This window comes from Streptomyces azureus (assembly GCF_001270025.1).
In the GTDB taxonomy this organism is placed as follows: Bacteria; Actinomycetota; Actinomycetes; order Streptomycetales; family Streptomycetaceae; genus Streptomyces; species Streptomyces azureus.
In genome coordinates this window covers 1-2874 of the sequence record NZ_DF968456.1, presented here as the reverse complement: position 1 = coordinate 2874, position 2874 = coordinate 1, and the positions used below count along the sequence as shown (strand labels likewise).

General features: G+C 72.5%; 5 protein-coding genes and 1 pseudogene. 4 read left to right on the top strand and 2 right to left on the bottom strand.

Annotated elements, in window-relative coordinates; translation table 11 throughout:
- A pseudogene (locus AOQ53_RS42255) lies at positions 1–253 on the top strand (sigma-70 family RNA polymerase sigma factor); the annotation flags it as partial.
- Positions 254–358: 105 nt separating this feature from the next.
- Here the strand turns inward: AOQ53_RS42255 and AOQ53_RS45365 are convergent.
- Positions 359–607 carry a hypothetical protein gene (locus AOQ53_RS45365; RefSeq protein ID WP_059423785.1) on the bottom strand — a complete coding sequence of 83 codons (249 nt, stop codon included), beginning with the start codon at positions 605–607 and terminating at the stop codon, positions 359–361.
- A gap of 32 nt (positions 608–639) precedes the next feature.
- Between AOQ53_RS45365 and AOQ53_RS45360 the strand changes: the two genes are divergently transcribed.
- Positions 640–780 (top strand): hypothetical protein, encoded by a 141-nt coding sequence (locus tag AOQ53_RS45360; RefSeq protein WP_174523401.1) that lies wholly within the window; start codon positions 640–642, stop codon positions 778–780.
- 175 nt (positions 781–955) lie between these two features.
- Here AOQ53_RS45360 and dapA read toward each other — a convergent pair whose 3' ends face one another.
- Positions 956–1840: a 4-hydroxy-tetrahydrodipicolinate synthase gene (dapA, locus tag AOQ53_RS35705; protein WP_059423784.1), complete on the bottom strand. Its 885-nt coding sequence runs from the start codon at positions 1838–1840 to the stop codon at positions 956–958.
- Positions 1841–2047: 207 nt separating this feature from the next.
- Here dapA and AOQ53_RS45060 point away from each other — a divergent pair, with 207 nt between their 5' ends.
- Both AOQ53_RS45060 and AOQ53_RS35700 read left to right on the top strand, forming a co-directional pair.
- Positions 2048–2188, top strand: a complete 141-nt coding sequence (locus AOQ53_RS45060) for a hypothetical protein (protein WP_167745799.1) — start codon at positions 2048–2050, stop codon at positions 2186–2188.
- Positions 2185–2871 carry a hypothetical protein gene (locus AOQ53_RS35700; RefSeq protein WP_059423783.1) on the top strand — a complete coding sequence of 229 codons (687 nt, stop codon included), beginning with the start codon at positions 2185–2187 and terminating at the stop codon, positions 2869–2871. Before AOQ53_RS45060 ends, AOQ53_RS35700 begins: the two co-directional genes overlap by 4 nt.
- Positions 2872–2874: the final 3 nt, after the last annotated feature.

Below are 2874 nucleotides of genomic sequence, written 5' to 3'. Positions count from 1 at the left end.
TGCGTCGGGTGATGCGGGGCGCCCCGGCCCGGCTGACCGCGCGGCAGCGCACCGTGCTCGTGCTGCGCTACTTCGAGGATCTGCCCGAGGCGGAAGTGGCCCGCATCCTGGGCTGCTCCGCCGGCACCCCGTACGGTCCGCCATCCATCGCTCCCTGGCCCGGCTGCGTGCCCTCGCGGCCGGGCTGGCCGCCGTGGGCCCGGCCGCCGCGGAACAGCGGCCGCCCCGTGACTACTCGCCCGTGGAGGTGCGCCAGCGAACGCCGGCGAACTCGTGCGCGACGAGCTGTGCGACCAGGCCGAGGGGAAGCCGCCGCGGCCCCCGGCTTCGCCGACAGGGTCCTGGCGGTCCGCCGGCGTCACCGCACCCGCCGGCTCGCCTCCGCCGCGGCGGCCGCCGTGGTCGCCGTGGCTGTGGCCATGCCGATGCTGGACTCCGGCAAGCAGGACGTACGTCCCTCGGGCGGTGGGGAGCAGACCGGCTTCACCGCCCGTCCGGACCAGTCGCCGCCACGTGACCTGATCGCCACCGGCCGGGTCACCCTGGCCGCGTACTGCACCTCCAGGAACGCCGAGCAGTCCGCCGACCGTGCCGCCTCCGAACGCACGTACTGGATGCTGAACCCCGAGATGAAGAAGGATGAAGAAGTACGAGAAGGCCGACCGGTGGTCGTACGTCACCATCGCCCCCGGGCTGGGGGTCGCCGCCGTCCTGGAACGGGACCTGCCCGTCCGGCGCACCAGGCTGCTCTACCTCGCGAGCGGTGAGGTCAAGCGGTGAATCCCGGTCGAGCGCCCGGTGGCGGGTGGCTTCCGGGCGCCCAACGACAACAGGGGGCGGTGGGAGCCGGTGTTCGCGCAGCGGTGAGCGGGGGCTGGTGAGCGGGTCGGTGGGCTGGCTTGTCCAAGCCTTACAGGCCCGGACAGGCCTTGGACCCGCCTTGGGCACGTCTCGGTCAGGTGGTGATCAGGGTCTTGTAGAGCGACAGGAGCTCGTCGGTCGTCTTGTCGTCCGCGGGCCGCAGGGGAGCGCGGACCGGGCCCGCGGGGAGGCCCAGGGCGGTGAGGAGCGCCTTCGCCGTCACGGTGCCCGGGAGGCCTGCCGACATGAGCGCCTCGATGAGGGGGGTGGCCTGCTGCTGGAGGCGGGCCGCCTGTGTCGTGTCGCCCGCGTCGAAGGCGTCCAGGACGGCTCGCAGCCGGTCCGGGACCACGTTCGACACCGTGCTGACGTAACCGGCCCCGCCCACCGCGTACAGCGCGAGGTTGTGCTCGTCGCTGCCCGCGTAGTACGCCAGGTCCGTGCGGGCCAGCACCTTCTGGGCGGCCAGGAAGTCGCAGGAGCAGTCCTTGACCGCGACGATCCTGGGATGTGCGGAGAGGCGGAGGATCGTCTCCGGTTCGATTCGGATGCCGGTGCGGAACGGGATGTCGTAGAGCATGAGCGGGAGTTCGCTCGCGTCGGCGATCTCGCGGAAGTGGGCCTCGATCGCGTCCTGCGGGGGCCTGCTGTAGTAGGGGGCCACCACTAACAGGCCGTCCGCACCTGCCTTTTCGGCCTCCCGGGCCAGGTCCACGGTGTGCCGGGTGTCGGGCGTGCCGATGCCCGCGACGATCGACGCCCGGTCGCCCACGGCCTCGCGGACGGCTGCGATCAGGGCCGACTTCTCGGCGTCCGTGGTGGTCGGTGACTCGCCCGTCGTGCCGGACAGGACGAGGCCGTCGCAGCCCTGTGCGACCAGGTGGGCGGCGAGGCGTTGGGCACCGTCTAGGTCCAGTGCTCCGGACGTCGTGAACGGGGTGATCATGGCGCACAGGGCGCGGCCGAAGGCGGTCGTCATGTGAGTAGTGTCGGCAGCGTGACCGTGTAGCTCCAGTTAATTCTTCTACCCGGTATTCGTAAGGGATGCTTCCCGGTTGTCTCGGCGGGTGCGGGGGAGTGCGGGTCGGGGGCCCGACGAGCGCCCGGGGAGTGCCCTATGTCCAAACCAGTGCCTTATGGGTCACCATGGCCAGGACGGTCGGCGACGGCATTTCATGGAGGCGTCATGAAGCTGGGCAAGGCACTGGCCACCGGGATCGCGGAGGAGCAGCCGCAGGCCCGGGACGAGGAGATCGAACGTCCCGAGCTTCAGGGACTCCAGGAGATCGAGGAGCCCGCGCTGGACGAGGTCCCGGTCGCCCGATGAGGCTGCGGCTTCCGACGGAGCGTCCGACGGAGCCGCCGACCGGATACAAGATCGCCCACCCGGTGCTGTCCCAGGACGGCACCCGGGCCGGGTTCACCGGTGTGTCGCTGGGTGGCGCGCTGCCGTACGGAGTGGTGGCGGAGGCGTCGTGTGTGTACGGGTTGCGGCACCGCGCGCCGCATCGGCGCTGCGACTGCGGGTTCCACTGCGTGCATGACCGGCAGGCGGCCGAGGCGTTGCTGTGCACGGCCGAGCACCGCGCGGCCGTGTTGTTGGAGGTCTCCGTTCTCGGCGTCTACATCCGCTTCGAGCGTGGGTTTCGGTACGCCCGGCAGCGGGTGCGCGTCATGACCGTGGGGGCGTGCGCGTGCGGTGCCGGGGCCGCCGCGCTGGGCGAGGCCGGATGGGGGCGGCCGGGGTGGCGGGCGCTGGTGCCCTGCTGTGGGGGGTGCCTGCGGGGGCGGCCGTCCTTGTCGCCGGCCGGGTTCGCGCGGCTGGCGGGGGACGGGTTGCGGGTCGTGGCCGGGGGTGGTAGCGCGCCGGCGGGGCTGGAGGCGGTCCAGGGGACGGGGGTGCCCGAACTTGTCGCGGAGGCCGCGCTGTTGCAGGCGCGGCTGGACCTGTTCCAGGCTCAGTTGGCGCGGCTCGGCGAGCGTGGTGGGGGTGGAGCGGCGGCGGGGTAGCCG